Here is a 26,329-nt window from a genome sequence, read left to right on the forward strand (position 1 = left end):
TGCGACTCCCCAATGGTGGGGCCTGCTCAGCAGGCGTAGCGAGTATTTGGCTATACGCTAAGCCCGTTTAGGCGTTTGGCCAAGTCTTCGAGCAGCTCCAGATTCTCGATCCGGGACACCCAGTCCTTGGGAATAGCCTTGACGCCCAAGTAACTCCCGCACAAGGCGCCAGCCATCGAGCCAAGCGTGTCGCGATCGCCGCCCTGGAGGATCGCGCCGAACAGGCAATCCTCGTACGAGTTCATGCGGCGCAAAAAGGCATACAGCGAGAAAGGCAGGGACTCCGTGACGGTTTGCGATAGACGGAGCGTTTCGGCGGCTTTTTTCGGTGGCGTCTTGCTGGCGATCAGTTCCACAACCTGAACCAGTTTGAGGCGCATTTCCTTGGTCTGCGCAAAGCGGACGATGCCCGTACAAAACTCGGCAAAGGGAAATTTCGCCTTCGGGTCGAGGTTCGCGAGCTGGGCCACGGCCCAGGCCATTATTGCGGCGCCGTCAATTCCGACCGCGTGCGTATGGGTAATTCGCGCCGATTGTTCGGCACTTTCACGCAGGTTGTCCGAGTTGCGAAAAAGGACGCCAAGGGGCGCGATACGCATCGCGGCACCGTTGCCAAAAGACCCTTCGCCGTCATGGAGCCGCGCGGCAGCCTCGGAAAAGGGCATGTCGTGGCGTTTTGCTGTCGCGAAGATCGCCGGAACGCTCTTGGAATAGTCGCGCCACGGCTCTTTGCCGTAATTGCGCTGAAAAATCCGCCCTATTTCATCCTCGTTGACCGCGCCGCCCGACAGCGTCAACGCCTCGGCGAGGCCGATCGACATTGCCGTGTCGTCGGTATAGCGCAGCACATCGCCTTCACTGATCCAGTCGGTCAGCGAATCCAGGTCCCCATGGACCGATGCGAGCTCGCCAATAGCATCCCCAACCGCGCCGCCGAGCAATGCGCCGCGAAACTTGTCCAGTGTAGAGACCGGCAACCGTCTCCCCTATCCGCCAGATCTGGCGTTACTGTTACAGGAGAAAGTTCGGGACAGCCAGTATTGCGGCGATCTTCCCGGTATTGCAGCGATCTTCATTGTCGTGGGTTGCGGCCATGGTCTAGGCTCCATGCCATGGTGGGGAACGGGAAAACGGCGGGGCGGCCAAAGCCCTCGGAGGCGCAACGGCGCTATCTCAAGCGCGGCCTGAAGGAGCCGGGCGGCAAGCTGCCGATCTTCGATCGCTCCGGCCAGCAGATCAGCGCCAAGACGATCAAGTTCTGCATTGAGCAGGGTTGGGCGGAGCCCTGGTTCGACAACCCGATCAAACCGGACTGGCTCGTATGCCGCCTCACCGAGCGTGGCCGCGATCTATTGTCGGGGCCGTCCTAGCGGACACCGATCGAGGCGGTTTACGGAGTTTGTTAATAGATCGCGCTATAAAACGCCGGTAACTACCGAATTTAACTCGCAAAATGGCGTGATTGGGGGCAACATCTATTGATGTGCCAGGAATTGATGGGCCGACGCGCGCGGGTGCCAGCCTTTGCGCTTTGTCGCGCGCCGAAGAGAACCGCTAGTAGATGAGCTTTAAGATCAAGTTTTGGGGCGTACGCGGGAGCATCGCCTGCCCGTCGCCGCGGCACGTCGCCTTCGGCGGTAACACAAGCTGCATCGAAGTCGCGGTCAACGGCAATCGTCTGATCCTCGATGCAGGCACCGGCATTCGCAATCTCGGTCATTGGCTCCAGCGCAAGGGCATCACGTCGGCCCGCCTGTTGATGTCCCACACGCATTGGGACCACATCAACGGTTTTCCGTTTTTCTCACCCGCCTTTTCGAAGGGCAACGAATTCGTCGTGATGGCCGGTCACTTGGTAGAGCAGGGCGGAATCGAAAAGATCCTGGCCGGCACGATGGCCCAGCCAACCTTCCCGGTTCCGCTGGAGATGATGGGAGCGAGTATGGCGTTCGAGGACTTCAACGCCGGCGACACGTTCACGCTATTCGATGAAGTGACGGTCCGCACGTCGCCGCTCAACCACCCGAACGGGGCGACGGGTTATCGCATCGAACATGGCGGCAAGGCGATGTGCTACGTCACCGACACCGAACATGTCGTCGGATCGTTGGACCAGAACATCCTAGGACTAATCGAAGGGGCTGATCTGGTTGTTTACGACTGCACCTATACCGACAAAGAGTTTCCCGGTCGCATCGGCTGGGGACACTCGACTTGGCAGGAAGGTGTGCGTCTTTGCCAGGCAGCAAACGTCAAGACGTTAGCGATATTTCATCACGACCCGGACCATGAGGACGGCTTTATGGAACAGGTCGAGACCGAGGCCCGTCAGATGTGGGGCGGCGCGATCGTGGCGCGCGAGAACATGCGCTTCAATCTGCTCTAAACGGCGCGTTGCGAAGCCGTCCGTTCCACCTATACTTTCGGTGCGATTTCTGTGGCGTGACGGCGTTGGGAGGCGTGCGCAATGACCATTAGCGTGGCCATTATTGGCACCGGGCCGGCCGGTTTCTATACCGCCGACGCCCTCATCAAGAAAGGCGTGGACTGTACGATCGACTTGATCGACCGTCTGCCAACACCCTATGGGTTGATCCGCTTCGGCGTCGCGCCCGACCACCAAACGACGAAAAAGGTTTCGCGCGCCTTCGAGAAAACGGCGATCGCGGAGCACTGCAACTTCTTTGGCAACGTCGAAGTCGGCCGCGACATCACGTTGGCCGAGTTGCGCGGGATGTACGATGCCGTAGTCCTGGCGGTCGGTGCAGGGCACGATCGCCTCGCCGGCATACCCGGCGAGGACAAGAAAGGTGTGATCGGTTCGGCGACCTTCGTCGGCTGGTACAACGCCCATCCCGACCTGCGTCATCTCCAACCGGACATCAACACCAAAAGCGTGGCGATTATCGGCCAGGGCAACGTCGCGATCGATATCGCGCGAGTTCTGGTCAAGACCCGAGAAGAGATGGCAGAATCCGACCTGCCCGAATATGCCGCGGCGGCGATCGAAGCCTCGCCGATCACCGATGTGTACATGTTCGGGCGGCGCGGTCCGATCGAAGCGAAGTTCACAAATGTCGAGTTGCGCGAAATGGGCGAGTTGAAGGAAGCCGTCCCTTTGGTCGACCCGGCGCAATTGCCCGACGAGGTCGGCGACTTGGACAATCCGCGCGACCAACGGCTCAAGGAAAAGAACCTCTCGACCTTGAAAGAGTTCACCCGTTTCAAGCCGGGCGACGCACCGCGTCATGTCCACTTTGCGTTCTACGCCAATCCGGTTGAGATATTGGGCGGCACCCATGTTGAAGGCCTACGATTGGAAAAGACGGCCGTCGTCGATGGCCGCGCCGTTGGCACCGGCGAGTTCTTCGAAATTGCCTGCGGTCTCGTCATTCCGGCGGTGGGCTACCGGTCGTTGCCGGTTGCCGATGTCCCGTTCGACGAGGAAAAGGCGACCGTGGTCCACGAAGACGGCAGAGTTGCGCCCGGGGTCTACGCGGTCGGGTGGGTCAAACGGGGGCCCAGCGGGGTCATTTCCACCAACCGGCCCGATGGTGCTACCGCTGCGGAGCATATCGCGGCGGATTGCGGTGCCGGTGGTAAACCGGGCCGGTCGGCGCTGACCCCACTACTTGAAGAGCGAGGCGTGCGGGTCGTGACCTTCGACGACTGGAAGAAAATCGAGTCGGCCGAAATCGATGCGGCGCCGGGTCCGTCGCCGCGCCGCAAGTTTGAGACATTGTCGGAAATGCTCGCGGTGCTGGGGAATTAGCACCTGCATAACCCTAGGTATACTGCGGGTTTTCGCCGGTACTTCTTGATTAGCCACGGGACCGGACTTAAGGTCCGCGACGTCCCTTGAATGGAGAGTGAACATGGCAAGTTCGGCCGCGGTGGCTGAGATCAGCGCACCTCGCGAAGCACGGGAATCCGTGGTCGTTCGCTTTGCTGGCGATTCCGGCGACGGTATGCAGTTGACCGGTGGACAGTTCACCCAAGCGACGGCGCTCGCCGGCAACGATCTGGCGACCTTCCCCGACTTTCCCGCTGAAATTCGCGCGCCGACCGGAACAACCTTTGGGGTGTCGTCGTTTCAGATCAACTTCGGGTCGCGGCGCATCAAAACATCGGGCGACGCGATCGACGTTTTGGTGGCGATGAACCCGGCTGCGCTAAAGGTGGAGCTGCCAAATGTGCGTGAGGGCGGTGTGATCGTCGCCGACGTCGGCAGCTTCAGCGAGCGGAACATCAAGCGGGCCGGCTTCGCGGCCAACCCGCTCGAAGATAAGACCCTCGACGCCTACCGTGTTGTCGAGATCGACGTATCGGCGTTGACCATGGAGGCGGTCAAGGAATCGGGGCTCGGCAAAAAAGACGCGTTGCGCTGCAAGAACTTTTGGACCCTTGGGTTGGTCTATTGGATGTATGGACGCGACCGTAAAGCGACGGTCGATTGGCTTAACGGCAAATTCGCCAAACGGCCGGACCTAGCGGCCGCGAATATCGCCGCGCTGAATGCCGGTCACGCGTTTGGCGAGACTGCCGAACTGGACGACATGCCAAGCTATTCGGTAGCGGCAGCGGAGATCGCGCCGGGCCAATACCGAACGGTTTCGGGCGGCGAGGCGTTGGCCTGGGGACTGGTCGCCGGTGCCAACAAAGCCGGTCTGGAAATCATGTTCGGGTCCTACCCGATCACGCCGGCGTCGCCGCTCCTGCATATTCTGTCTCGACTCAAGCAATTCGGCGTCGTCACCTTTCAGGCCGAGGACGAAATTGCCGCCGTATGTTCGGCGATTGGCGCATCCTTCGCCGGCCATCTTGGTATCACTTCAAGTTCGGGCCCCGGGATCGCGCTGAAAGGCGAGGCCATCGGGTTGGCGATCAGCACGGAGTTGCCGTTGGTTGTCGTCAACTCGCAGCGGGCCGGCCCATCGACCGGCCTACCCACAAAGACCGAACAGTCGGACCTCTACCAGGCCGTTTACGGACGCAACGCCGACGCGCCGCTCGTTGTTCTCGCCTCGCGGTCACCGTCTGACTGCTTCGAAACCGCGGTCGAGGCGGTTCGTCTGGCAACGAAATATATGACCCCCGTGATGCTCCTGACCGACGGCTACATCGCCAATGCCGCCGAACCCTGGCTCATCCCGGATGTCGACAAGATCCCGCCATTCAACGTGACCTTCCGTACAGATCCCGAAGGGTTCCACCCCTTCGTCCGTGACGAAAAGACCTTGGCGCGGAATTGGGCCGTCCCCGGGACGCCGGGCCTCGAGCACCGCATTGGCGGCATCGAAAAGGCCTATGGATCCGGTCACATCTCCTACGATGCGGCCAACCACCAGAAGATGACCGACACCCGAAAAGCGAAGATCGACGGGATTGCCAACGACATTCCCGAGCAGATTCCCGAACAGGGCGAGAGCTCGGGCAAGATCGCCGTTGTCGGCTGGGGCTCGACCTTTGGGCCGATCGATCGCGCGGTCTCCAACGTGCGGGCGGACGGTCACGCCGTCTCACATATTCATTTGCGCCATATTTGGCCGATGCCGCGAAACCTTGGGGCGTTGCTGGCCAATTTTGACAAGGTACTCGTCCCCGAAATGAATACCGGCCAGCTTGTCACGGTGTTGCGGGCTGAATACCTCGTCCCGGCCGAGCGCGTCAGCAAGGTGTCCGGCCAACCGTTCAAGATCGGCGAAATCGAAGGCGCGATTCGCGCCCATTTGGAGGCCTAGCATGAACGTCGTACCGGAGCAGCTTACCGCCAAGGATTTCGCAACCGATCAAGAAGTGCGCTGGTGTCCGGGTTGTGGCGACTATGCCATCCTCAAGGCACTCCAACGGACCATGCCGGAGATCGGTGCGACACCGGAAAAGACGGTCTTTGTGTCGGGGATAGGCTGCGCGGCGCGCTTTCCCTACTACATGGAAACCTATGGGTTCCACACGATCCACGGGCGGGCACCGGCTTTCGCGACCGGGATCAAACTCTCTAACCCGGACCTCGACATCTGGGTCGTCGGTGGCGACGGGGATATGTTGTCGATCGGCGGCAATCATCTCCTGCATGCCTTGCGCCGTAACGTCGATCTTCAGATTCTGATCTTTAACAACGAGATCTACGGTCTGACCAAAGGCCAGTATTCGCCAACCTCGCGCATCGGCACACGTTCGCCGTCGACGCCCCAAGGCTCGGTCGAAGCGCCGGTTTCGGCGGCTCTGTTCGCGCTCGGTTCGGGTGCCCGCTTCGTTGCCCGCTCGGTCGATACCGATCAAAAACATCTACCTGTGATGTTCAAACGCGCCCATGCCCACCGTGGCGCGTCGCTTCTGGAAATCTTCCAAAATTGCATCGTCTACAACGATGGCGTCTTCGATGGATTTAAAGATCCCTCCGTTGCCGCGGATCGGCAGGTGCGGGTCGAGCACGGCCAACCGATGATTTTCGGCAAAGAGAAGAATCGCGGCTTGCGCTTGCGTCCCGGTGCGTTCGAATTCGAGGCGGTGACCATTGGCGAGAACGGCGTCACCGCCGAGGATATTGCGATCCATGACGAGACAAATCGTGTGATGGCCACGCTGCTGGCGTCCATGGATCCCGACACCTTGCCGGTTGCCCTTGGGGTGCTCTATTGCAATCCGGCGCCGACCTACGAGACGGGCGTCCTGTCGCAGGCCGCCGACGTTCGCGCGAAATCGCCGAATGCAAACCTCAACAAACTACTGCGTTCAGGCTACACTTGGACCGTGTGAGGGCGTCCAGGGACCGGAAGCGCTAGGCCCTCCCGTATTGGGTCTTTTCTAACAACGGCGCTCCCGCGAAAGGGACAATGGACTACGACCTAGGGCTCTTTACCGTCGTCGTCGCCGATGACAACGCGTATATGCGGGGTCTCCTGAAGACTCTGCTGCATACCATCGGCGTCGGTACCGTCATTGCCGTTGGCGACGGTTCCGAAGCGATCGAAACCCTCAAAAAAGTTGGGCAAGATCCCGTCAAGGGGGGGATCAATTCGATCGATCTCGTCATGGCCAATTGGCAGATGAGTCCGGTGGACGGTCTGTTGCTCCTGAAGTGGGTGCGCCGCCACAAGGAATCGCCGGACAAGTTCATGCCCTTCGTTATGGTGACCGGTTTTGCCGATATGTCCCATGTCAACGAAGCGCGCGATCTAGGCATCTCCGAGATTCTCGGCAAACCCTATTCGGTGCAGTCTCTGATGCAGCGGCTGGGGCAAGTGATAGAACGACCGCGGCAATATGTTCTCACCCCAACGTACTTCGGCCCTGATCGGCGTCGACGCAAGACCGAGTCGCGCCTAGCCGATCGCCGCAAGATCAAACCCGAAGAGATAGAGATCATTTATGACGACGAAATCTCTTGAACTCGACCCCAAGGGCAAGATCAAGGTCCGCTATTTCCGCTTACGGAACCGATTGAAGGAAAAAGCCGGTACCGGCCAGCACCGCGAACCAGGCAACTTCGCGATGAAAGCGCTGGAACAGGCAATGGCCGAACTCGACAAGTTCGCCGAAGACTATCCGGATTGGGTCCAGGGACAGGTGCGCGAACTCTACGATGTCCTAAAGAAGGCGCGCGACAAGGATGACACCCGGCGCTCTATCGAATTCAAACGCATCAACGAGATCGCGCACGATATGCGCGGGCAGGGTGGCACATTCGGCTATCCCCTAGTCACGACGGTTGCCGATTCCTTGTACAAATTGACCGGCACCCGTGCACTGACCAGTGAAAGCCACCTTGAAATCGTCAAATCCCACATCGACACGATGAACGCGGTTATCAAGGAACGGGTCGAAGGCGACGGCGGCATTTTGGGCCGCGAACTTTTGACCGCGCTGGAAAAGGCCATCGAGAAGTTCTCCTGACCGTCTAGCGTGTGCATATTGCCGCGCCGGTTTCACGCGTCCGTGGTTGCTTGACATTGGCGGGATGCGCCCCGATTCTACGGCCAAATTCTAACAACAATCGACTTCGGGAGGACGTCAGGATGGAATCTTCGGATCTCACGCCGCGCGAGTACTACGCCCAGATCAAGGCCAATCCGAACCGGGCGAAGTTCGGCTTCGGACGTAAACCGATCCTGGTGAATATCGATCTGCAAAAGGCCTATACGGCGGTCGGGAAGTTCAAGACCGCTTACGAGACGGACCCCAAGCAGCTCGACTATATCAACACCCTCGCCGAAATTTGCCGATCCAAGAACCTGCCGGTCGTCTGGACACATGTCGGCTACATGGAAACGGCTGCTGATGCCGGTGTGTGGGGCACGCGAACCGATACACCGGATTCGCTGCAAAACATCAAAGTCGGATCGGAACGGTTCGAGTTCGACGACCGGTTGAAAATCGACCCGACCCGCGACGCCATCTACAACAAACTGATGCCGTCCGCCTTCCACGAGACCTCGCTGCAATCGCTTTGCGTGTGGCACCAGGTCGACACCATCATCCTCACCGGGGGGTCGACTTCGGGTTGCGTACGGGCCACTTGCGTTGAGTCGCTGTCGCGCGGCTACCGGACAATCGTCGCGGAGGAGTGTGTCGCGGACAAGCATGAAATTCCGCACTACGCGAACCTGTGCGACATGCAACTCAAGTACGCCGACGTCGAACCCTTCAGCGTCGTCAAGGAATACCTGGAGAACTATCAGGCGGCCAACTAGCTGCCATCGAAGCCGCATAGCAAACGATTGGAGGGGCTGTGAAAGCCGATCTCGGTCTTTACGAATACTTGCCGTGGAACGCCCGGCCGTCGATCAAATGGCCCAATGGCGCCAAGGTCGCTTTCTGGGTTGCCCCGAACATCGAGTACTACGAACTGGATCCGCCGGTGAACCCATTGCGCACGCCTTGGGGAAAGCCGCCACCGGACGTCGTTCCCTATGCGGAGCGCGATCACGGTAACCGGGTCGGCCACTGGCGTATGATGGATGTCATGGACCGCTACGGGGTCCGTGGTTCGATCTCGCTCTCGATCGCGCTACTCGACCATCACCCCGAGATCATCGAGGCCTGCAAAGAACGGAACTGGGAATTCTTCTCGCACGGGATCTACAACACCCGGTATTCCTACGCGATGAACGAGGTGCAGGAACAGGCGATCATCACCGATTCGATCGACAACGTCCTCAAGCATACGGGCCAACGGATTGCCGGATATCTCGCGCCGGCCCTCACCCACACCGAGCGCACGATGGACCTGCTAGCCAAGAACGGCATCCTCTATACGTGCGATTTGTTCATCGACGACCAGCCGTTTCCGGTCAATGTCAAAGAGGGCAAGTTCATTTCGATCCCTTACTCTCTCGAGATGAACGACATCATCGTCTACAACGGCAGTATGGTGCCGCCCCGGCGCTATGCCGACATGCTGAAGTCGAACTTCGATCGGCTGCGCAGCGATGGTGCAAAGAACGGCACAGTGATGTGTATTCCGCTTCACGCTTACGCGGTCGGGCAGGGCCATCGCCTTGCGGCCTTCGAAGATGCGCTCAAGTACATCACCAGTCACGACGATGTTTGGGTCGCGACGGGTCGTGAAATTGCCGAGTATTACTACGAGCACTATTACGACGAATACGTCCAAGCGATTCAAGACTTCAAGAAAAAGCATCCGGCGAGGAGCTAGCGCTATGGCACGCCCCCCTATCGAACAAAAAGAAGTTTCCGGCGCTACCGTTCCGGACAGCTATCTCGAATATGCCCACCGCGGCTACGGCATGGACCACGACCGTTACGATTGGTCGTTGTTGGTACGCAGGAAGCCGGTTGCTTGGCCGAATAAGGCGCGGGTCGCCCTGTGGATCAATGTGGCGTTCGAGTTTTTTCCGTTGGACACACCTGCAAAGCCGTTCAAGGCGCTGGGCGGGATGGTCACGTCCTATCCCGATTTGCGCCATTACTCGTTGCGCGACTATGGCAACCGGGTCGGTATCTTTCGGGTCATGGATGCCCTCGATGCCGCGGGCATCGACAAAGTCACGGCCTCCTTCAATTCGAAGGTCGCCCAGCGCTACCCCTACCTGATCGATCAGGTGAACGCGCGTGGCTGGGAGGTCATGGCCAACGGTATCGACATGGCCAAACTTCACTATTCGGGTCTGCCCGCAGAGCAAGAAAAGGCTCAGGTCAAGGAATCCCTAGCCGTACTACGCGAGATGTCCGGCCAACCGGTCAAGGGTTGGCTGTCTCCGGCGCGCTCGGAATCCTTCGAAACGCCGGATTACATCGCCGCCGAGGGCGTCGAGTATTTCTGCGACTGGATCAACGACGACATGCCCTATCCCTTCCGCACGAAATCGGGCGAGATCGTCGCGATGCCGCATCAACACTGGATCGACGATTCGGTGGTTTGGCTGCACTACAAGCACCAGGAGCAAGACTTCGTCGACCAAGTGAAGGATCAGTTCGATCTGATGTACGACGAAGCGGGACGCGAGGGCGGCCGTATCATGGCGATCACCATTCACCCGTGGATGTCCGGTCAGCCGCATCGCATCAAATACCTCGAAGAGGCGCTCAACTACGTCGGCAAACACGCGGGCGTATGGAACGCCACGGGCTACGACATCATGCAAGAGTGGAAAAAGCAGCAGTAACCTGCTGCAGCGATCGACACAAAAAAGGGGCGCCCACAGGCGCCCCTTTTGCATTTGGTCGGTTGCTGCTTACTTCGTCGCAGCGTAGATGAACCACTGGCCGGGACCGGGGCTATAGGTGTCCTCGTCCGTCGGTCGGATCTGGTTAGCGAAGGTCTGTACGATATTTTTCTTTTTGAAGCCGGCGCGCAGCGCGACGTCCTCAAGGTCCATATCGTGCATTCGGCCCCAGAACGGCTCGTTGTTGTTATGGGTGTCCCAATCCTTCATAAGCTGCTCGAACGGGTCGTCGATCAACTTGAACGGGGGTTGCTCGACGTGGAGCATGAGCCCGCCTGGTTTGAGCAACCGGTAATTCTCTTTGACGATGTTGTAGACGGCTTTGTTCGACGTTTCGTGCAGGAACATCGTGGACAACACCATGTCGAAGGATTCGTCCTCGTACTTGGTGTGCTCGGCATTCTGCTGCGAGAACGTGACGCCATAACCGAGGCTTTCCGCCCGGCGATGACCGTAGCGCAGGCATGGGCCGCCGATGTCGATCCCGATGACTTCGGCATCCGGCCAGGCATCCTTGTACGGCAACGTATTGGCGCCAACCGTGCACCCTTGATCGAGAATCCGCTTCGGCTTGATGTGCGGATAGTTCTCCTTGATCCAGGCCGCTACCGCATAGCCGGCACCGTTGTTGTACTTGCCCAGCATGCCGCCGGTCGAAAAGTACAATCCGCCGGCGTCGTACATGGCACCCGCCGAAACATCGTCTTTAGTGAATTCGGTGAAGAAGCTGCCCGGCATCCAGTGCATGTCGAACGGCGTGTGGTAGCGCGGGACTTCGAAATTCGGATCGATCTCGACCGTACCTTTATCGGTCTTGCGCGGCTTAGCGCGCTCGATCAGGTCATCCAACTGGCGCTCGACGAGCTTGCGCCGCTCGTTATAGCCGTTTTCCTGGGCATAGAGCCGCAGCATGCTCCAAAGGCGGAAATACTCTTCCTCCAGCATTGCTTTACGGACCTCGTGGCGGTCCTTCGGTTTGCGGCCGTGCGCCTTTTCAAAGGCCGGTTCGACTTTGTTGTCGTAGAGCTTGCGATGGCCCGGCCAAATTTCGGATCCGACGTGCTTGAACAGATTCATCATGAAATCCATCCGCGCGGATTCGTCGTGATCGGTATCGACGACCATCTCGTGTTTGCCGAAGCCCCGCCACGTTACATTTTCTTGTTGCATGTGTTCTCCCGCCCCTAGGCTGTCTCGCTAGCGCCAATATACCACACCGCCTTGGCCAAATTGGTCTAGGAATTTTGGCGTACGGATAGTGAACATCTTCGCGAGAGAATGGCCTGAATTCCCTGATTTAGGTCAATTTCCGGGTTCGCGCAGGGGTGACGCCGGCGTCCCTTAAGGCCTCGATTTCGCTGGCGTCGAAGCCGAATTCGGCCAAAACCTCGGCGCTGTGGGCGCCGAATGCCGGGGGTTCGGTGTGCGTCCCGGCGGGCGTTCGGCCAAATTTTATGGGCGGTCCGATGGTCCGAATACGGCCCGCGTCGACGATCATGTTGCGGTGCGCCGCGTGGGGATGGTTCATCGCATCTGGGATCGACAGCACAGCGCCGGCGGGGATCCCGATCTCCATCAACCGTTTGGCCAAGGTTTCGCCGTCCTGCGCGGACAGCGCCCCCTCCAATGCCGTTCTCAACTCGTCCTGATGGTTCAGACGGTCGGCGTTGGAGGCGAACCGCGGCTCGTCGGCGATGTCTGGTTGCCCAATTTCGACACACAGTCGGCGGAACTGCCGGTCGTTGCCGACGGCCAGGAAGAGGTTATGTCCGGCGGTCTGGAACAAGTCGTACGGCGCAATATTGGGGCTTCGGTTGCCCATCATCTTGGGCGGTCGGTCCGTCATGAACCAGTTGTGCGGGTAGGGCAGAAGGATCGACAGCGCCGCATCGTACAACGTGACTTCGAGGAACTGGCCTTTGCCGGAGCGGCGGCGCTCCTCTGCCGCCATCAGAATGCCGATCGCTGTATTTAGACCGGTAACCATATCGACGATCGAAACCCCTACGCGCACCGGCCCGCTATCCGGATCGCCGTTGACGCTGAGAAGGCCCGACCATGCCTGGACCGCACCGTCGTAGCCCGGCATCCCACCCAGTGGGCCGTCGCTGCCGAAGCCCGTGATGCGGGCATGGATCAGCTTGGGAAAGCGTTCTTGCAGGTCGTCCGGACCGATGCCCCAGCGTTCCATCGTCCCAACTTTGAAATTCTCGACGACGATGTCGGCGGTCTCGAGCAGGCGCATCAGGACGGCGCGGCCTTCCTCCGTTGACAGGTCCAGCGCGAGGCTGCGCTTGTTGCGGTTGAGACTCGCAAAATAAGCACTCAAGCCGTGACTGAACGGCGGACCCCACTCGCGCGTTTCATCGCCCTGGGGCGGCTCGACCTTGATCACGTCGGCACCGTGATCGGCCAGCATTTGGGTGCAATAGGGGCCGCCGAGGACCCGGGACAGGTCGATGACTTTCATCCCCTCCAGTGCGCGGCTCATGCTGAAACTCCCAGTGAATCGCGGGCGAATGCGGGGTACGTCGCGGCGATCTCGCGACCGACGCTGCCACGAATGAGGCCGAGGGTTGCGGAGTCCGGTGGGGTCGTCTCGCCGAGGTCGGGGGCGACGTCGTAGTCGAATCCCGTCGCGGCCCGGATGTCGTCGGGCGAGTTGCCCGGGTGTACCGATTGGAGCATGAAACGCCCTTTGTTCGAGTCGAAGTGGAATAGCGCTTTTCCGGTGATCAACGCATAGGGTCCGCCGCGTCGCCAAACGCCGGGCGGACTGGTTCCCGCGGCGCTGATGAAGTCCACCTTGGGGACAAGAACCCGGGGATCGTGGTCGGGCCGGAAAAGAATGACGCGCGGGATCATGTAGTACAAAAAGGCTGACCCGTAGGAGCCGCCGAAGCGTACTTTCGCCCGTGGGTAGTTGCCGATCCCTACGAGATTGATGTTTCCGGCACCGTCGATCTGACCGCCGGAAAAAAAGAACGCGTCGATACGCCCCTGCGCGGCGCAATCGAAGAGTTCCTTCCCGCCGTCCGACCAAAACGTATTGCTGGGGTCGCCGAGAATCGACACCCGGGTGGCCCCACCCGACAGGTGGCGCGTCAACAGGGCCGCCGAAGCCGGGATCGGCGAAGAGACGCCCACGGCGATATGGCGTGTGCCGGTCAACATCCGAGCCATCGCGGCGATCAAGAGTTCATGTGAGTTGTAGGCCGTCACGCCGCCTCGGTGGTAAGGACGTACCGGTCGAGATAGGCCGCAAACCCCGCGGCGCTACGGGATGCTTCGGCGTAGGCACGCAGGTGGTCGCCGTCCTCGGTGTACTGACCGGGGAACCCAAGCGGTTTGCACCCCTCCAAATCGAGGGCGATCGCGCTGACGTAGAACGACGACAGGGTGCCGGCGGCTAACGTTGGGTCATCGAAAAAGTTGCCGGCATAGCGCTTCTCGACCGTCACTAATGTTTGCGCCGATGCGTGCGCCATGGTGATCAGGTCGCGCTCGCGCCCGACCCAAACGTTGCCCGCGTCGTCGGCCATGGCGCAATGGAACAACGCAATGTCCGGGCCGATCGCGGGGACCAGCAGGATCGGATCCTGGCCACCGGTGCTCAACGGATTGTCGATGATGGTCCAGTCTGGCCGAACGCCTACGATGTCGGAGCCGAGGACGCCGCGCAGCGGGAAGAATGGTGCGCCTTTTTCGGCAGCCTGAAGTCCGGCGTGAATGGCTGGGCAGGTCGCTTCTTTGATCTCCAGCGACCCTGCAGTCACCGCTTGCGCGAATCGCCCGGCCGCACCGTATTCGCCGAGCGACACGCCGGAGGTCTCCAGCGTCGTGACGCAACCGGCGCCGACCAACAGATCGGTCTGTATCCCACCGGTGGGCACATTGATCAGGCGCAGGTCGCGGGCATTCCGTCGCACCAAGGCGCGCGTAACCCCCATCGCCACGCCGCAGCCGTCGCGAATCACGGCGAGGGATGCTCCGTCCGGGATCATTCCGGCCAAGTCGTCGACGGTGGTCCACGTTGTCATTGTGGGACTATACCGAATCGTCGACCGGTCGAACGTGCGACCGGGCCAAGCGGTGGGTCGCGATCGTCGAAAGGATCACTGCTCCGCCAAAGAGAACGATTCCCAGTCCGATATCGGCTCGTGTCACCAAACTGCCTTCTAGAAAGAGGATGGTGAGTGCGACCACAAGGACATCCAGCATCGACCACCGCGATATCTTCTCGAACAGGGAAACCAATCGCGGCGCCCAACCGTGCGTCAATCCAAGGGTCCACACCATTAAGGCGGTTCCGATCTTCAATGCCGGCAACAATACGGTGAAGAGTCCGACGACGGCGAACAAGAAGTAGTCGCCCCCGCGCAGGAAGGCGATTACTCCGTCGAGCAGAGAAAATTCCTGGTGAAAGACCAGCATGCTGCGGACCGAAATCACTGGCATCCAAAGACCGACCACCAACAGGGGTGCCGCCGAAATCAAGAGAATTCCCGAAATCCAGTCACGTTTCATGATTGTTGCAATATCCCTGCGCCGTTCGCTCGCGCCGCACCTTAACCGTTCGTTTACCATAAAGCCGGAAGATCGGCGCGAGGGAGGAATCTCGATGCACGCTCTGGCCACCGCCGAAGACCCCGAATTCAATGTTGGCGCCGCGATCCGCGCGATACCAGGATCGACGCCGTATCGCCGCAAATGCCTGAACTTCGCGGGCCTGGAAAGCCGCTCGCTACTTTCGCCCAAGGCTTTGGCTTTTCTGCACGAAACGATTCAGGTCGTCGGTGCAACCTCTGTACTAGAGATCGGTACCTATTTCGCTGGCGGCACAAAGGTCCTGGCGGATGCGGTCCAGGGACGTGGCGTGGTGGTGAGCGTCGATAGCAACGCTGCGCGGGCCCCCTACGTCGAAGCGGAGATCGCGACCTGGCCGCAGGCGCTCCAGGAAGCAACAATGTTCTTGCCCCATAGTGCGGAGCAGCTTTTCTCGACCTTCTCCCGGAAAAAAGAGATTTGGTTCGACCTCTGCGTGGTTGACGGGGACCATCGGCACACTGCCGCACTGGTCGACCTTCTCAACTGCGCTCGGTTCGCCGCGCCGGGCGCGGTGATTTTGGTCGACGATTCAACCCAACCGGCCGTATTCCATGCGGTGAAGGATTTCCTCGCTCTACGACCCGACTGGCAGGAAATCGGCGGGGCGATCGAGGGGCATCGCACCGCCGCCGCATTCTCCTCGCTGCGATCTTCCTTCGAGGGGCTTCCATTCTTAGTTTTGGTCGGTCCCGAACATCCGCCGCTTGGCCGGCGTCTCCACACGCTCGGTGGGATTGCGGACGGACCGCTACAGGGTATCGAAATTGACCTCGCGCGGCCGGCGCCGGCCGGTACCTTCCAAGGACGATTTGTCCTGTCCTACACCGATCTAAAACAACCGCACATGCTCCAGGCCGACGCCTCGACCGACATTGTGGCCGGTGCCCGGACTGCAGTCCTGCGCCTGGCCCACCCGTTGGTGGCGGAAACCGCTCAGCCCGTCAGTATCGACGTCAGCTTGTGCTGGCACGGCCCAGATGCGGATAGCGTCCTTGCCCTGGCACGACCGCCGCGCTTTCTCATCGGCTAATCTAGTCCCAGTGTCCCCGGGTTCATCAGTCCGCGCGGGTCGACCGCCGCTTTGATCGCGCGCAACAACGCATAGGTCTCGGCGTCGCGCGTTTCACGGTAGGGATATTGCCGCCCGATTTGAAAGTGAACTGCGCCGAAGTCCTTCGCTAAGGCGGCAATTCCCGCGCGAAGATCACGCACGGTGTCATGAACGTCCTGGCGGCGGTCGTGGGTCGAGAGCCCGCTCAGATAATCGTCGTCGAAAAAACTCCGCCGCAGTGCGTTGGGCGCGTCAGGAAAAAACAGGCAGGGTTCGATCCGCAACGCCTGGGCGCTCGCGGGAACAATGAAATTGCCCCATTCGATTCCGTTCTTATCCAAAATGGCTTGGTTCTCTTCGAAGTATCGCTCCACCGCACCGACGAAGGCCAATGCGCGCGAATGCGGCACAATGCCGTGGACCGGAATCCACTGCTTGCCGTCCTGGTTGAACAGGAGGGTAGGGGTTGGAAACGGTCCGGCGCGCACCAGTCGCGGAACGCTTGCTTCGATCTCGGTGCCGCCTGCGGCGCAAATCGCCTTCGCCTGAGCCATCTTGGCGGTGGCCTCGGTTTCGTTGCGCCCGTCGACCGTGAAATGAATCGAATAGGCGATATCGCGAAACGCATGCCGCCCCGCCAACGCGACCTTCGCGGCGTCCCGCATGCCATCCAAGAGGCCGCGGCCTGAGCGAACCACTTGCCCCAGTTTGCGAAAGTCGTCCGCCAGGCTTTGTTTGCGAATCATGTAGGCCATCAGCAGCGCGTCATAGCCCGAACACTCACTGGTCAGCGCGCGCCGCGCGAGGTCGCTCATCGCCCGGCACAGCGCCGCGGCATCGGCGAACTCGAAACTTGCGTAGGCAGTTGCGGGCGCGCGCGGAATCAACTTCAGGGTCACCGTTGCTTTGATCCCGAGTGCGCCGGTATCGGCCAGGAACAGGCCTGTCAGATCGGGTCCGTAGGTCCGAAAGAACGGCGACGGCGCGAACGGCGTTGCGGCCGAACCGGTCGTCAAGATCGTGCCGTCGGCCAGCACCACATCCAACCCTAGAACCGAATCTACCGCCGGGCCAAATCGACCGGACCCATAATTGATTGCGTTTTGCGACACCGTGCCGCCCACGGTCGCGTACTTCCCGGATCCCGTGCCCCAGAACGGTGTGCGCACGCCGTAGGGTTTGAGCGCAGCGTCCAGCGCCTCCCACGTGATACCGGCCTCGACCGTCACGATCATGTCTTGGGTGTTGAGATCGAGCACACGGTTCATGCGCCGGGTATCGACCAGGACCGACCCGACACCGCCCAAATAGCCGCGGGTGTAGGACATCCCGCCACCGCGCGGTACGACAGCGAGGCCCGCCGATGTCGCGATGGCAACCGCGGCCGCCAGTTCTTCGGTATCGCCGGGGGCGATCACGAGGTCGCAGGGCGCACCCACGTAAAAGATGTCCGTCGAAAAGAACTGCCGCGTCGGTTCGTCGGAATGAACGTGGGCACCTCCGAGCCGCTGGCGCAGGTGAGCGGCGCACGATTCGGTCGTTGGGGAGAGAGTCATTGGCACCGCCTGCGCCGCCGTTTGGGTGGTGCCCTGGCGTCGCGTACAACCATAAGTGTTTTGAGCCGCATCAAGGTCTTATTCGTCGAAAATTCGGACAATCATGTTATAAACCCAGTGCGGCATAGAGGAGAAATCAATGAGCAGAAGAAATCTGCGACACGCCATTGGCGGGATTGCGGCCTTTGGTATTTTTGCCGGTGGTACCGCTCTTGCGGCGACCTCGGGTCAACTAACCCTCACCGGTACCGTTCAACAAATCTTGGCCATTACGGTCACGCCGGCAGCGGCAGCGTCGGGGCTCGATCTAACCGGCACCGTCACCCAGCTTAAGGTGGCGACGGTCGTCGCCCAGGCAAACAACCCGACAGGCTACGCCGTATCCGTCAGTTCACTGAACCAGTCGAGCAGCGACTGTGGCTCGGCCAACGGTCCCTGCTTCCATAGCCCGACGGCAACGACCAACGACGATCTGTCGTTTACCTTGCTGCGGGGCGCAGTGGCGATCTCCTTTTCGGGGGATACCGGTACATTCATTTCAAGCGCGGCCCGGACCGCAGTCGGCGGCGACTCCTACGATGCCAACGTCTCCTACGACGGCACGTCGGCGAACCTGGACCAGGCAACCGATTACAGCGAGACGCTGACCTTTACGATTTCCGAATCGTAATCGAGGTCAGAAAATCAAGAAAAAGCCCCGCTTTGGCGGGGCTTTTTTTTGTGCCTTGATCGAGACGTCCGATCGACCGCGGCCTTTACCGGTTGAACTTAGTGCCTCGGTCGGGTCCAAACAGGCAGTCGCATTCCCTCTCAAACGCAAACACCGCTAGCGCTGCGACACCGACGGCCAGGACGATGTTGCGCCGGTTGGTAAATGTCTGCTTGTCGTAGAACGCGACGCATTCGCCGTAACCCGGGCTGTCCTCGCGATACCCTTGGCCGATGCACTTCTGAGCGCTCGTTGCACGCGGCTGTCCCGACCCGAACGGATTGAACAAGATGGAGGGGCCGCCTGCACACGCGGAGACCATTAGGCACAGCGCGGTCAATACCGCGAAACGGTGACGTGGCACGTGGCGGCTTACTCGAAGTTTGCGGCGTCGTATTGCGCGGCGTTGTTGAGGATGTTTTCGGTCTCCAGCAATTCGTTGATTTGTTTGAAGTCGAACATCCGATTGCGGAACGCGTTGGTGGACCCATGCTTCTTCAGACTGGCGAAATACTCGCCGGCCAACAGGCTGTAGGCGCGAAACAAGCCGCCCGGGAAGATCACGATGGAGTAGCCCAGTTCCTTCAGGGCCTGGGCGTCCGTCACCGGTGTCGAGCCGCCTTCGACCATGTTGGCCAACAGCGGCGCGCGGCCCTTGAACCGGGCGCACATATCGCGCTGCTGATCCTCGTTCTCCGGCGCCTCGACGAACAAGATATCGGCGCCCGCCTCGACATATCGTTCGGCCCGCTCGATGGCCTTGTCATAGCCCTCTACCGCAATCGCGTCGGTCCGGCCGATGATCAGAAAATCGTCCGACCGGCGGGCGTCGGCCGCCGCCTTGATCTTGCCCACCATCTCGCCGGTCGAGATCAGGCTCTTGCCCTTCAAATGTCCGCAGCGTTTGGGAAAGGTTTGGTCTTCGAGTTGGATCGCGGTCGCCCCGGACGCCTCGAACAACCGCACCGTGCGCTGGGTGTTGATGGCGTTGCCCCAGCCGGTATCGCCGTCCACGATCAACGGCAGGCTGACCCGTTCCGAGATCAGCGACACGGTCGTCGCCACTTCGTTCATCGACACCAAGCCGATATCGGGCATCCCTAGCCGGGTATAGGCAATCGAGGCACCGGTGATATAGGCCACGGAGAAGCCGGCCTGCTGCACCATCATTGCGGAAAAGGCATCAAAGCAGCCCGGCGCGATAATGATGTCGCCGCCGGCCAGTTGATCTTTCAGGGAGGGGTAGGGGCCGTGTCCGTTGGTGCTCACGATGTCTATCCTGTTCGTTCGTTTTGGGGCTGCGGCAACGCAAAAGCGCAGGGTTCTTGGTATTCTTAGGCCAATTCGACCGCGTTATCGGTCCGCGATGGTTTACCATAGTCGATCAACCCAGGGAGCCGAAAGGCATCGCGGGAGAGGCGGTATGGACGAAGACGGACCCTACATTACTTGGCGGATTGCGGTTGCCCTGATCGTCGCGGGAATCGGGACATTCGCGGTGGGCGTCGGCGGCTGGGTCTGGTTCTCGGTCTCTGCCTTGCCCACCGTAAGTGCTGCTGGGCTGTCGATTCTGATCATTCCGGGGACCGTCCTGTTCATTCTGCTCCTCGGATTTCTCTGGTATCACATGTTCAATCTGATGCTTACCGTGCTGCGGGCGGATGAACACGATTCCTAGCCCAACCGCTTAGGGCACTGTTAAGGTTTGCGCCTATTCAGGAGGAAAGCCATGGCCAATCTTGCCGAAGTTGCCCCCGATGCCGAATCCGCGCTCAAACCCGGTTCGGCGTCCCATCAGGTCTTGACCTATCTGCGCACGATGGAAGCCCGCGATCTCGCGGCCGCCAAAGCGATGCTGGCACCGGGGTTTCACATGGTGTTTCCCGGTGATTGCCATTTCGACACGCTGGAAGATCTCATCGCCTACGGGAAGGGCCGTCAGGGGACGGCCCTCAAGACGTTCGACCGGTTCGACGAGGCCGAAACCGCGGACGGCACCGTCGTTTACGCCTGGGGCACGCTGTACGGCAAAAAATTGGACATGAAAACGGCCTATAGCGGTATTCGTTTCGTCGATCGCTTTCTCGTGCGCGATGGCAAATTTGTCAGCCAGATGGTGTGGAATGATATGGGCGAGCATGGCTTTGGCCCTGGCGATCGTCCGATCCCGCCAAATCCGCCCCCGCGCGGCGACGACACCGCCGTCGGGCCAGCCTCAAAGACGGTGCTCAAGTACTTGCGCACGATGGAGGTTCGCGACCTCGATACGGCCCGTGCGATGTTGGGGAAGGGCTTCTACACGATCTTCATGGGCGGCCATCGCTTTACCACGCCGGAAGAACTCGTCGCCTTCCAAAAGGGCCGTTCGCAAAACAGCTGGAAGGCCTTCCAGCGTTTCGACGAAATCGAAGCCCCGGACGGCACGGTCGTTTTTTGTTTCGGGACGCTCCAGGGCGAAAAGCCCGGCGGGACGCCCTACCAAAACATCCGCTATGTCGACCGTTTCACCCTGCGCGACGGCAAGATTGTCGATCAAATGGTGTGGAACGACATGGCCGAACACGGCTTCGCCAGGACGCGGGTCTGACCGGTCGGATGTCGTCCGTGAAAAAGATCATCGTCGGTATCAGCGGCGCCTCGGGCGCAATCTTCGGGATTCGCCTGCTTGAGGTCCTTCGTGCGGCGCCCGACGTCGAGACTCATTTGATCGTCAGCAAATGGGGACAACAAACCCTCGAACACGAAACCGCACACACCGCCAAAGCAGTCCGTGCAATGGCAGATGTTGCCTATGCCGCGGGTGAAATGGGTGCGGCGGTATCATCCGGTTCGTTTCGCACCGATGGGATGGTCATCGTCCCCTGTTCCATGCGCACGCTGGGGTGCATCGCCAACGGTTATGGCGATTCTTTGATCCATCGAGCCGCCGACGTTGTGCTGAAAGAACGGCGTCGGTTGATCGTGGTGCCGCGCGAGACTCCGTTGTCGGAGATCCACCTCGAAAACATGCTCAAGCTCGCGCGCATGGGGGTCACGATCCTGCCCAGCGACCCAGCCTTCTATGCCCATCCCAAGACGATCGACGATTTGGTCGACCACACCGTCGCGCGGATCCTCGATCAACTCGACATCGACTCCGACCTGATTGAGCGCTGGAGCGGTGACATGCACGGTGCGGGGCCCGTGGTTCCGCTGCATCCTAAGGGCGCGTAGCGGCAACTGCTGCACAAATCGGCTCTTTCCGGCCTTCCCCGCCGCTAGCCGCCGTTTCTTGTTGGATGACGAACCCAACCAGAAAGCGTTAAACTGCGCCTCGAACCCAGGAGGTAGCGATGACCCGTCAGGCATCCCACGGCGCGTTCCCCGAAATCAACCACGACGAAATGGCGCGCCAGGATTTTGCGCTGCGCTTACGAGAATACGTTGCCGGCGATATCGTTGGCGGCAACGACGCGGTCTATCGCCACGCGGTGGAGCCGGACTTTGTTCGTGCCCACGGGCGCAAGCCAGAAACGCGCAAGGAAGTCCGCCAGGCGATGGAGCGTCATCCCTTCCATCAGGCCTGGGGCGCACTCAACCGCGCGACCCAGGAAATCATTTGGGATTCGGTTCAAGACTCGCTTGATCGCCAGGACGACGCTCTAAATCGGCGGATCAAGAACGCCAACGCCGGTAAAGGGTCGCTCCGCCTCAACCCAGCCGTCAAGGCGCCGCGCTACCTGGCCGCGGTCGATATCCATTGCATGCCCGGCAACTACCACACCGAATACACTGCGGACGATGCCTATCAGGGGGCTTTGCTCGATCGCGGTGCTTTCATCTACGCGCGCGGCGCCCGCGGGCCGAATCACGATTCCTTCGGCCATGACCTGCTGGCCTATCTCAAGAAGACCCGCCCAGATTTTCAGCCCCGCCGCATTCTCGATATGGGGGCGGGCGCGGGACAGGTTACCTGCGCCATCGCGACGGCGTTTCCCCAAGCAGAGGTGCATGCGATCGACGTCGCCGCACCACTGCTCCGCTACGGACATAAACGTGCATCCTCCCTCGGCCACGCGATTCACTTCTCCCAACAAAACGCCGAGGCGACCGACTTCGCCGACGAGAGCTTCGACCTCATCGTCTCGTGCATCATGATGCACGAGACGTCATCGAAGGCGTTGCGGAACTATGTCAAGGAAACGCATCGCTTGTTGGCGCCGGGTGGAATTTCCCTTCACATGGACTTTCCCCACAACGAGAACAAGTCGCCCTATGCCCAGGCCATGGTCGACTGGAGCACCCACTACAACGCCGAACCGTTTATCGGGACGCTGGGCGATACCGATTGGGCCGACGTTGCCGTTCAGGTTGGCTTTTCGCACAACACGGCGACCGTCGTACCGATGTCGACCGTCGCACCAACCAACCACATGTACGTATTGGACGCCCGCAAGCCAGCTTAGGTTCGCCGCCGCGGAGCGGCCTAGGGTCAATACCGCGGGAGAGGCCTAGTCGACCGGCCCCCCCGACCAAAACCGGACGCGGGTGAATCTCCCGTCCGGGCCGAAGTCGAAGAAATTGCAATTTGCCATGTCCACAAGGGACCCGTCCTTGCGGTCGTTGCGGTAGACGATTTCAACCGCACAGGTGCCCTTCTCGGTGTCGACGACGAAGTTCGTCGCTTCGTGGGCCATGGCGTTGGTCCCGGCGCACAGCTCGGTGAAGAACGCCCGCAGCGCGTCGTGGCCTTCGAGGCGCAGGTTATTCGATTCCCAGGTCAGGGTTGCGTCCGGAGCGAAGCACGCGACGGTGCCCTCGACATCCCCTGAGTCCATCGCACCGAAGTACCCTTTGGCGACGGCATCGACATAGAACGCGCGGGGCCGGGACACGGGCGGTCTAGGGAAGGTTCGGCGCTGGAAACTGCCGCTGGGCGCGCGCGCGAATCCGCTCGGCTTCCGCTTGTTCCGAACGCACACACTCTTGGTAACCTTGCGTGCCCCGCGGATGCGCCCGGGCGCAGCGATCGACGATACTCAACGAATCGCAGGCGCTAAGGCCAAGGGTCAAAGTTGCAGCTAGCCCTACGCCGGAAAGCAAACGGACGCGCCCTAACGCGCGTCCGTTCCGATGTTGGCGTGTCTGCAATGGATTGTTCCTGGGGAGGCGATCTACTCCGCAGCGTCGCTCAACGGCACGACCGGGCAGTTCGCCTCTTTCTCGACGATGTCGTAAACGAAAATGAACTTGGCCATACCGGTCAAAATACCGGCGACCATTCCCAATTCGAATATTTGGGCGTCGTCGAAATGGGGCTTCAGTTCGTCGTAAAGTTTCTTGTCTAGGTTGCCGTTCATGTTGGTCATCACGATCTGATCGGCAAGGCGCAACACCGCACGTTCCTTCGCATCGAAACAGTCGGCATCCTCGTTCATGATCCGGCGCAACTGCTCGGCGGTCACCCCTTGTTTTTCCGCCGCCACCCGGTTGCCCTTGTTGCAGTAGGCGCAACCATGGGTCATCGAGAGCCGGTAGCGCAGGATTTCCTTGAGGCGGGGTTCGACGCGTCCGCCGTAGAACAGGCGACCGTAGAATTCGTCCTTGTACCATTCCATCAGTTCGGGGGCGTTGGCACCGACCTCGTTCATCGTCGCGTCGTCGCGCAACTTGATCGCAGTATCGTAGTCCGCGCGCATCCGGTCGGTCATTTCGTCGCGCGGTACGCGCCGCAGCATTGGATTAGGCATCGGTGTCTCCCCGTCGGTCAGGATGGCGTTAGGTATGGTGGTCCATTGTGACGCCGCCGCGCTCCGCCCGCAACAGGGCGTGTCCGACCCTACGATTCCAGGGCTTGGCGGAGATCCGGGCGTTCCTTGAGGATGCGCCGGGCGTAATAATCGAACTTCCAGTTGAATATGTCGGCCTGGCCCAAGAATTTCTTGGATTGCCGGGCGGCGGCATCGGGGAGTGGATCGAGTTTTCCCGCCGCCATCGCCCGCACTTGGACGCTGGCCGCCCCCTCCAACACGAGGGCCCCGACCACCGCCTCCTGCAGGCTCGCACCGACCACGACAATTCCATGGTTCTTGAGGATGGCTGCCCGGTTGTGCCCCAATGCCGCAGCGATCCGGTCCGTTTCGCCTTCACCTTCGAGGAAAACGCCGTGGTGTTCGTTGAAAAACACAAGGTCTTCAAAAAAGATCGAGGCCTGCTGGTCGATCATTGCAAGCGTCGTCCCGATCGATGACAGCGCCATCGCGTTCATCGCGTGCGTATGGACAATCGCATTCACGTCCGGCCGGTGCATGTAGACCGCCGCATGAAGGTCCAATGCCGGGCTGATTTCCCCGTTCCCGGATCGGATATTGAGTTGCATATCCGCTTCGTGCAGTGCTGCGGGCGTCGCTTCGTCGAACCCAAGCCGGAAACGGTTTGACCAGAAGGTCTCGGCGCCGGGTTGCCGCGCCGTCACGTGGCCGGCGATGTCCAAGCCTTGGCCTTCGCGATCCAGAATGTGGTGAGCTAGAACGAGTTCGCGTTGCAATCGCTCCAGATCGCTCGCGGGTTCGCTTGCGAACATTTGGATAACTGTGGCCATCGACTTCTCCCTCGTGCGCCGGTGAATGAGTCGTCCGAGATTGTCGCGCCCGCCGCCACCCGGCGCAACCGGCACGCCATCTTTACGTGGTGATCGTGCGGGCCGCACCGAGTACGACGCTTGGCGCAAGATCGGCTAGCGAGTCTCGTTGGATTACGGCAACAGCGGGGCCGCGCGGCTGTGTTTGCGACGGCACCGATGCCTTTGAAAACAGGACGACGGAAGGGCAACCGGCTGCCGCAACGATATGCATCGGTCCGGTATCGTTCCCGACCGCAAGGGCGGCGCGGCGCGCAAGTTCGGCAATCTGCCCGAACGACGTGCGCCCCATGAGATTGATCGCGCGGGGTTCGGCGGTAATTACCGCAGCGATTTCGTTTGCTTCCGACCGGGTACCCAGGAGCACCGGAATAAGTCCGTCGTCAGCCAGGGCACTGGCGAGCGCGCTATAGCGGTCTGCCGGCCAACGCTTGTCCGGTCGATGCGGTGCGCCGCCGGGTACCAGGAGCGCAAATCGGTCCGGTAGACCAAAGCCGTCGGTGTCGCCCCCTAGCCAACCAAGGTCGGGTGCTGGCGTCTCGGCAATCCCGGCGTCGGCCAATTGTTCGGCCTGACGTTCCAAGGTGTGGAGGGCATTTCGGTCTGGATTGCGGTGGGGGTGCGAACATCCCCGCGCGATACCGGACCATTCCGGAGGTCGGCGTCCAAAGAAACGGAAATACGTATGCGTCCGATCACTATGCTGCAGGTCGTAGACCCTCCCAAAGCCGCTCCCCACGATGAATCGCCGCAGCTTGATCCAGGTGGCCAACTGCCAGATACGGGGCTTGGGGTCGATTTCGACCGCATCGAACCAGCCGCAGGTACGCCCCAATTCTGCATACGGCGCTGTCGTCAAAAGAGTGATGTGGGCCCCTTGGTGATGCGACCGGATCGCCTCAAAGGCCCCGAGAGCGAGGATGAAGTCCCCCAGGGCGCTATGTTTGATCACGAGAATGCGTTGGCGTGCGGTCATGGGCGGTCGGTGGCTATTGCGGTCGAACCATTTCTAACGTGCACGGCAGTTATAGCGCCTATCGAATAAGGACCCGCATCATTCGTCTTGACGTCGCCTGCGACAAGCCGGACCATCGCCGC

The 26,329-nt window shown here is 60.4% G+C and carries 29 protein-coding genes; 16 read left to right on the forward strand and 13 right to left on the reverse strand.

The annotated features are described in order from the left end of the window. Window positions 1–50: 50 nt before the first annotated feature. A complete protein-coding gene (locus RID42_08520) occupies window positions 51–977 on the reverse strand; it encodes an ADP-ribosylglycohydrolase family protein (GenBank protein ID MEQ8247714.1) in 927 nt (308 codons plus the stop codon). A gap of 135 nt (window positions 978–1,112) precedes the next feature. Between RID42_08520 and RID42_08525 the strand changes: the two genes are divergently transcribed. The 10 genes from RID42_08525 to RID42_08570 all read left to right on the forward strand — a co-directional run bounded on the left by RID42_08525 (window position 1,113) and on the right by RID42_08570 (window position 10,628). Continuing rightward, the gene (locus RID42_08525) at window positions 1,113–1,370 is read left to right on the forward strand and encodes a hypothetical protein (GenBank protein MEQ8247715.1); all 258 of its coding nucleotides are present in this window, start codon (window positions 1,113–1,115) and stop codon (window positions 1,368–1,370) included. A gap of 191 nt (window positions 1,371–1,561) precedes the next feature. Further along, window positions 1,562–2,386, forward strand: a complete 825-nt coding sequence (locus tag RID42_08530) for an MBL fold metallo-hydrolase (GenBank protein MEQ8247716.1) — start codon at window positions 1,562–1,564, stop codon at window positions 2,384–2,386. A gap of 81 nt (window positions 2,387–2,467) precedes the next feature. Then, complete coding sequence (locus RID42_08535; protein MEQ8247717.1) at window positions 2,468–3,772, forward strand: FAD-dependent oxidoreductase; 1,305 nt, start codon at window positions 2,468–2,470, stop codon at window positions 3,770–3,772. A gap of 103 nt (window positions 3,773–3,875) precedes the next feature. Then, entirely contained in the window at window positions 3,876–5,741 is a 1,866-nt protein-coding gene (locus RID42_08540) for a 2-oxoacid:acceptor oxidoreductase subunit alpha (protein MEQ8247718.1), read from the forward strand. A gap of 1 nt (window position 5,742) precedes the next feature. Further along, on the forward strand, window positions 5,743–6,759 hold the full coding sequence (locus tag RID42_08545) for a 2-oxoacid:ferredoxin oxidoreductase subunit beta (GenBank protein MEQ8247719.1): 1,017 nt from the start codon (window positions 5,743–5,745) through the stop codon (window positions 6,757–6,759). Between the two features lie 77 nt (window positions 6,760–6,836). Further along, window positions 6,837–7,391 (forward strand): response regulator, encoded by a 555-nt coding sequence (locus RID42_08550; protein ID MEQ8247720.1) that lies wholly within the window; start codon window positions 6,837–6,839, stop codon window positions 7,389–7,391. After that, a complete protein-coding gene (locus tag RID42_08555; protein MEQ8247721.1) occupies window positions 7,372–7,896 on the forward strand; it encodes a hypothetical protein in 525 nt (174 codons plus the stop codon). Before RID42_08550 ends, RID42_08555 begins: the two co-directional genes overlap by 20 nt. 122 nt (window positions 7,897–8,018) lie before the next feature. Further along, on the forward strand, window positions 8,019–8,693 hold the full coding sequence (locus RID42_08560) for an isochorismatase family protein (protein ID MEQ8247722.1): 675 nt from the start codon (window positions 8,019–8,021) through the stop codon (window positions 8,691–8,693). Window positions 8,694–8,731: 38 nt separating this feature from the next. Then, the gene (locus RID42_08565) at window positions 8,732–9,658 is read left to right on the forward strand and encodes a polysaccharide deacetylase family protein (GenBank protein MEQ8247723.1); all 927 of its coding nucleotides are present in this window, start codon (window positions 8,732–8,734) and stop codon (window positions 9,656–9,658) included. Window positions 9,659–9,662: 4 nt separating this feature from the next. After that, window positions 9,663–10,628, forward strand: a complete 966-nt coding sequence (locus RID42_08570; GenBank protein ID MEQ8247724.1) for a polysaccharide deacetylase family protein — start codon at window positions 9,663–9,665, stop codon at window positions 10,626–10,628. Between the two features lie 69 nt (window positions 10,629–10,697). On the opposite strand, the gene RID42_08575 is transcribed toward RID42_08570, so the two are convergent. From RID42_08575 to RID42_08595, 5 genes are all read right to left on the reverse strand, one after another. Continuing rightward, a complete protein-coding gene (locus RID42_08575) occupies window positions 10,698–11,858 on the reverse strand; it encodes a class I SAM-dependent methyltransferase (GenBank protein ID MEQ8247725.1) in 1,161 nt (386 codons plus the stop codon). A 127-nt stretch (window positions 11,859–11,985) separates the two neighbouring features. After that, window positions 11,986–13,179 (reverse strand): CoA transferase, encoded by a 1,194-nt coding sequence (locus RID42_08580; GenBank protein MEQ8247726.1) that lies wholly within the window; start codon window positions 13,177–13,179, stop codon window positions 11,986–11,988. Continuing rightward, window positions 13,176–13,910, reverse strand: coding sequence for a CoA-transferase (locus RID42_08585; protein ID MEQ8247727.1), 735 nt, complete (start codon window positions 13,908–13,910; stop codon window positions 13,176–13,178). Before RID42_08585 ends, RID42_08580 begins: the two co-directional genes overlap by 4 nt. Continuing rightward, a complete protein-coding gene (locus RID42_08590) occupies window positions 13,907–14,728 on the reverse strand; it encodes a CoA transferase (GenBank protein MEQ8247728.1) in 822 nt (273 codons plus the stop codon). Before RID42_08590 ends, RID42_08585 begins: the two co-directional genes overlap by 4 nt. A 7-nt stretch (window positions 14,729–14,735) precedes the next feature. Continuing rightward, a complete protein-coding gene (locus RID42_08595) occupies window positions 14,736–15,215 on the reverse strand; it encodes a paraquat-inducible protein A (protein ID MEQ8247729.1) in 480 nt (159 codons plus the stop codon). A gap of 94 nt (window positions 15,216–15,309) precedes the next feature. On the opposite strand from RID42_08595, the gene RID42_08600 reads away from it, so the two are divergent. Then, the gene (locus RID42_08600; protein MEQ8247730.1) at window positions 15,310–16,326 is read left to right on the forward strand and encodes a class I SAM-dependent methyltransferase; all 1,017 of its coding nucleotides are present in this window, start codon (window positions 15,310–15,312) and stop codon (window positions 16,324–16,326) included. Here RID42_08600 and RID42_08605 read toward each other — a convergent pair. Beyond that, window positions 16,323–17,903 (reverse strand): FAD-binding oxidoreductase, encoded by a 1,581-nt coding sequence (locus tag RID42_08605; GenBank protein MEQ8247731.1) that lies wholly within the window; start codon window positions 17,901–17,903, stop codon window positions 16,323–16,325. The two genes, RID42_08600 and RID42_08605, sit on opposite strands and share 4 nt — an antisense overlap. A 139-nt stretch (window positions 17,904–18,042) precedes the next feature. Between RID42_08605 and RID42_08610 the strand changes: the two genes are divergently transcribed. Next, the gene (locus RID42_08610) at window positions 18,043–18,573 is read left to right on the forward strand and encodes a hypothetical protein (GenBank protein ID MEQ8247732.1); all 531 of its coding nucleotides are present in this window, start codon (window positions 18,043–18,045) and stop codon (window positions 18,571–18,573) included. A gap of 85 nt (window positions 18,574–18,658) precedes the next feature. On the opposite strand, the gene RID42_08615 is transcribed toward RID42_08610, so the two are convergent. Both RID42_08615 and RID42_08620 read right to left on the reverse strand, forming a co-directional pair. Then, window positions 18,659–18,976, reverse strand: coding sequence for a hypothetical protein (locus tag RID42_08615; GenBank protein ID MEQ8247733.1), 318 nt, complete (start codon window positions 18,974–18,976; stop codon window positions 18,659–18,661). An 8-nt stretch (window positions 18,977–18,984) separates the two neighbouring features. Continuing rightward, window positions 18,985–19,881 carry an isocitrate lyase/phosphoenolpyruvate mutase family protein gene (locus RID42_08620; GenBank protein MEQ8247734.1) on the reverse strand — a complete coding sequence of 299 codons (897 nt, stop codon included), beginning with the start codon at window positions 19,879–19,881 and terminating at the stop codon, window positions 18,985–18,987. Window positions 19,882–20,035: 154 nt separating this feature from the next. Here RID42_08620 and RID42_08625 point away from each other — a divergent pair, with 154 nt between their 5' ends. The 4 genes from RID42_08625 (at window position 20,036) to RID42_08640 (ending at window position 23,057) form a co-directional block, all read left to right on the forward strand. Next, complete coding sequence (locus RID42_08625; protein ID MEQ8247735.1) at window positions 20,036–20,290, forward strand: hypothetical protein; 255 nt, start codon at window positions 20,036–20,038, stop codon at window positions 20,288–20,290. A 51-nt stretch (window positions 20,291–20,341) separates the two neighbouring features. Next, window positions 20,342–21,199 carry a nuclear transport factor 2 family protein gene (locus RID42_08630; protein ID MEQ8247736.1) on the forward strand — a complete coding sequence of 286 codons (858 nt, stop codon included), beginning with the start codon at window positions 20,342–20,344 and terminating at the stop codon, window positions 21,197–21,199. Window positions 21,200–21,207: 8 nt separating this feature from the next. Further along, complete coding sequence (locus RID42_08635; protein ID MEQ8247737.1) at window positions 21,208–21,825, forward strand: UbiX family flavin prenyltransferase; 618 nt, start codon at window positions 21,208–21,210, stop codon at window positions 21,823–21,825. A gap of 119 nt (window positions 21,826–21,944) precedes the next feature. Further along, on the forward strand, window positions 21,945–23,057 hold the full coding sequence (locus RID42_08640; GenBank protein MEQ8247738.1) for a class I SAM-dependent methyltransferase: 1,113 nt from the start codon (window positions 21,945–21,947) through the stop codon (window positions 23,055–23,057). 45 nt (window positions 23,058–23,102) lie between these two features. Here the strand turns inward: RID42_08640 and RID42_08645 are convergent, their stop codons facing one another. From RID42_08645 to RID42_08660, 4 genes are all read right to left on the reverse strand, one after another. After that, window positions 23,103–23,486 (reverse strand): nuclear transport factor 2 family protein, encoded by a 384-nt coding sequence (locus RID42_08645; protein MEQ8247739.1) that lies wholly within the window; start codon window positions 23,484–23,486, stop codon window positions 23,103–23,105. Between the two features lie 279 nt (window positions 23,487–23,765). Continuing rightward, window positions 23,766–24,341 (reverse strand): carboxymuconolactone decarboxylase family protein, encoded by a 576-nt coding sequence (locus RID42_08650; GenBank protein MEQ8247740.1) that lies wholly within the window; start codon window positions 24,339–24,341, stop codon window positions 23,766–23,768. Between the two features lie 89 nt (window positions 24,342–24,430). Further along, on the reverse strand, window positions 24,431–25,192 hold the full coding sequence (locus RID42_08655) for a class II aldolase/adducin family protein (protein MEQ8247741.1): 762 nt from the start codon (window positions 25,190–25,192) through the stop codon (window positions 24,431–24,433). Between the two features lie 82 nt (window positions 25,193–25,274). Continuing rightward, entirely contained in the window at window positions 25,275–26,207 is a 933-nt protein-coding gene (locus RID42_08660; GenBank protein MEQ8247742.1) for a glycosyltransferase family 9 protein, read from the reverse strand. Between the last annotated feature and the right edge of the window lie 122 nt (window positions 26,208–26,329).

The sequence above is a fragment of the Alphaproteobacteria bacterium genome, assembly GCA_040216735.1.
GTDB lineage: Bacteria > Pseudomonadota > Alphaproteobacteria > SHVP01 > SHVP01 > CALJDF01.

What these genes read in the sequence shown, in the direction of transcription:
- RID42_08635 (MEQ8247737.1), top strand. Translation starts at nt 21,208, where the DNA reads ATGTCGTCCGTGAAAAAGATCATCGTCGGTATCAGCGGCGCCTCGGGC.
- RID42_08525 (MEQ8247715.1), top strand. Translation starts at nt 1,113, where the DNA reads ATGGTGGGGAACGGGAAAACGGCGGGGCGGCCAAAGCCCTCGGAGGCG.
- RID42_08535 (MEQ8247717.1), top strand. Translation starts at nt 2,468, where the DNA reads ATGACCATTAGCGTGGCCATTATTGGCACCGGGCCGGCCGGTTTCTAT.
- RID42_08630 (MEQ8247736.1), top strand. Translation starts at nt 20,342, where the DNA reads ATGGCCAATCTTGCCGAAGTTGCCCCCGATGCCGAATCCGCGCTCAAA.
- RID42_08590 (MEQ8247728.1), bottom strand. Translation starts at nt 14,728, where the DNA reads ATGACAACGTGGACCACCGTCGACGACTTGGCCGGAATGATCCCGGAC.
- RID42_08555 (MEQ8247721.1), top strand. Translation starts at nt 7,372, where the DNA reads ATGACGACGAAATCTCTTGAACTCGACCCCAAGGGCAAGATCAAGGTC.
- RID42_08610 (MEQ8247732.1), top strand. Translation starts at nt 18,043, where the DNA reads ATGAGCAGAAGAAATCTGCGACACGCCATTGGCGGGATTGCGGCCTTT.
- RID42_08605 (MEQ8247731.1), bottom strand. Translation starts at nt 17,903, where the DNA reads ATGACTCTCTCCCCAACGACCGAATCGTGCGCCGCTCACCTGCGCCAG.
- RID42_08625 (MEQ8247735.1), top strand. Translation starts at nt 20,036, where the DNA reads ATGGACGAAGACGGACCCTACATTACTTGGCGGATTGCGGTTGCCCTG.
- RID42_08530 (MEQ8247716.1), top strand. Translation starts at nt 1,562, where the DNA reads ATGAGCTTTAAGATCAAGTTTTGGGGCGTACGCGGGAGCATCGCCTGC.
- RID42_08600 (MEQ8247730.1), top strand. Translation starts at nt 15,310, where the DNA reads ATGCACGCTCTGGCCACCGCCGAAGACCCCGAATTCAATGTTGGCGCC.
- RID42_08595 (MEQ8247729.1), bottom strand. Translation starts at nt 15,215, where the DNA reads ATGAAACGTGACTGGATTTCGGGAATTCTCTTGATTTCGGCGGCACCC.
- RID42_08560 (MEQ8247722.1), top strand. Translation starts at nt 8,019, where the DNA reads ATGGAATCTTCGGATCTCACGCCGCGCGAGTACTACGCCCAGATCAAG.
- RID42_08650 (MEQ8247740.1), bottom strand. Translation starts at nt 24,341, where the DNA reads ATGCCTAATCCAATGCTGCGGCGCGTACCGCGCGACGAAATGACCGAC.
- RID42_08655 (MEQ8247741.1), bottom strand. Translation starts at nt 25,192, where the DNA reads ATGGCCACAGTTATCCAAATGTTCGCAAGCGAACCCGCGAGCGATCTG.
- RID42_08545 (MEQ8247719.1), top strand. Translation starts at nt 5,743, where the DNA reads ATGAACGTCGTACCGGAGCAGCTTACCGCCAAGGATTTCGCAACCGAT.
- RID42_08640 (MEQ8247738.1), top strand. Translation starts at nt 21,945, where the DNA reads ATGACCCGTCAGGCATCCCACGGCGCGTTCCCCGAAATCAACCACGAC.
- RID42_08575 (MEQ8247725.1), bottom strand. Translation starts at nt 11,858, where the DNA reads ATGCAACAAGAAAATGTAACGTGGCGGGGCTTCGGCAAACACGAGATG.
- RID42_08660 (MEQ8247742.1), bottom strand. Translation starts at nt 26,207, where the DNA reads ATGACCGCACGCCAACGCATTCTCGTGATCAAACATAGCGCCCTGGGG.
- RID42_08570 (MEQ8247724.1), top strand. Translation starts at nt 9,663, where the DNA reads ATGGCACGCCCCCCTATCGAACAAAAAGAAGTTTCCGGCGCTACCGTT.
- RID42_08550 (MEQ8247720.1), top strand. Translation starts at nt 6,837, where the DNA reads ATGGACTACGACCTAGGGCTCTTTACCGTCGTCGTCGCCGATGACAAC.
- RID42_08580 (MEQ8247726.1), bottom strand. Translation starts at nt 13,179, where the DNA reads ATGAGCCGCGCACTGGAGGGGATGAAAGTCATCGACCTGTCCCGGGTC.
- RID42_08540 (MEQ8247718.1), top strand. Translation starts at nt 3,876, where the DNA reads ATGGCAAGTTCGGCCGCGGTGGCTGAGATCAGCGCACCTCGCGAAGCA.